Source organism: Salifodinibacter halophilus, assembly GCA_012999515.1.
Classification (GTDB): domain Bacteria; phylum Pseudomonadota; class Gammaproteobacteria; order Nevskiales; family Salinisphaeraceae; genus Salifodinibacter; species Salifodinibacter halophilus.
In genome coordinates this window covers 1-239 of the sequence record JABEEB010000674.1, presented here as the reverse complement: position 1 = coordinate 239, position 239 = coordinate 1, and the positions used below count along the sequence as shown (strand labels likewise).

The following is a 239-nucleotide window of genomic DNA, read 5'->3' as shown; positions in this document are numbered from 1 at the left end:
CGACAGCGCCTTGCGCGCGGCCCAGAGTTTTTCTCGCGCGGCTTAGTCGGCGGCGTCGTCGAGCGAGAGCAAGCCCTCGCCGGCGGCGGCGCGCTTGAGCGCGTCGAGCGCGTGCGCCAGGGTGTGGGCGTCGCCGTCGGCTTCGATCATCAGCAAGGCGCCGGCTTCGTGCGGCAGATCGGCGCCGCCGACATCGCGGGCCAGGCGCACGCACTGGCCGTCCATGAATTCCAGCATCG

Annotated in this window: 1 protein-coding gene; it reads right to left on the bottom strand. The window is 72.0% G+C overall.

The window, feature by feature from the left end; translation table 11 throughout:
- Positions 1-42: 42 nt before the first annotated feature.
- Positions 43-239 (bottom strand): FAD-binding oxidoreductase (locus tag HKX41_13270; GenBank protein NNC25105.1); only part of this gene is annotated, 197 nt, incomplete at its 5' end.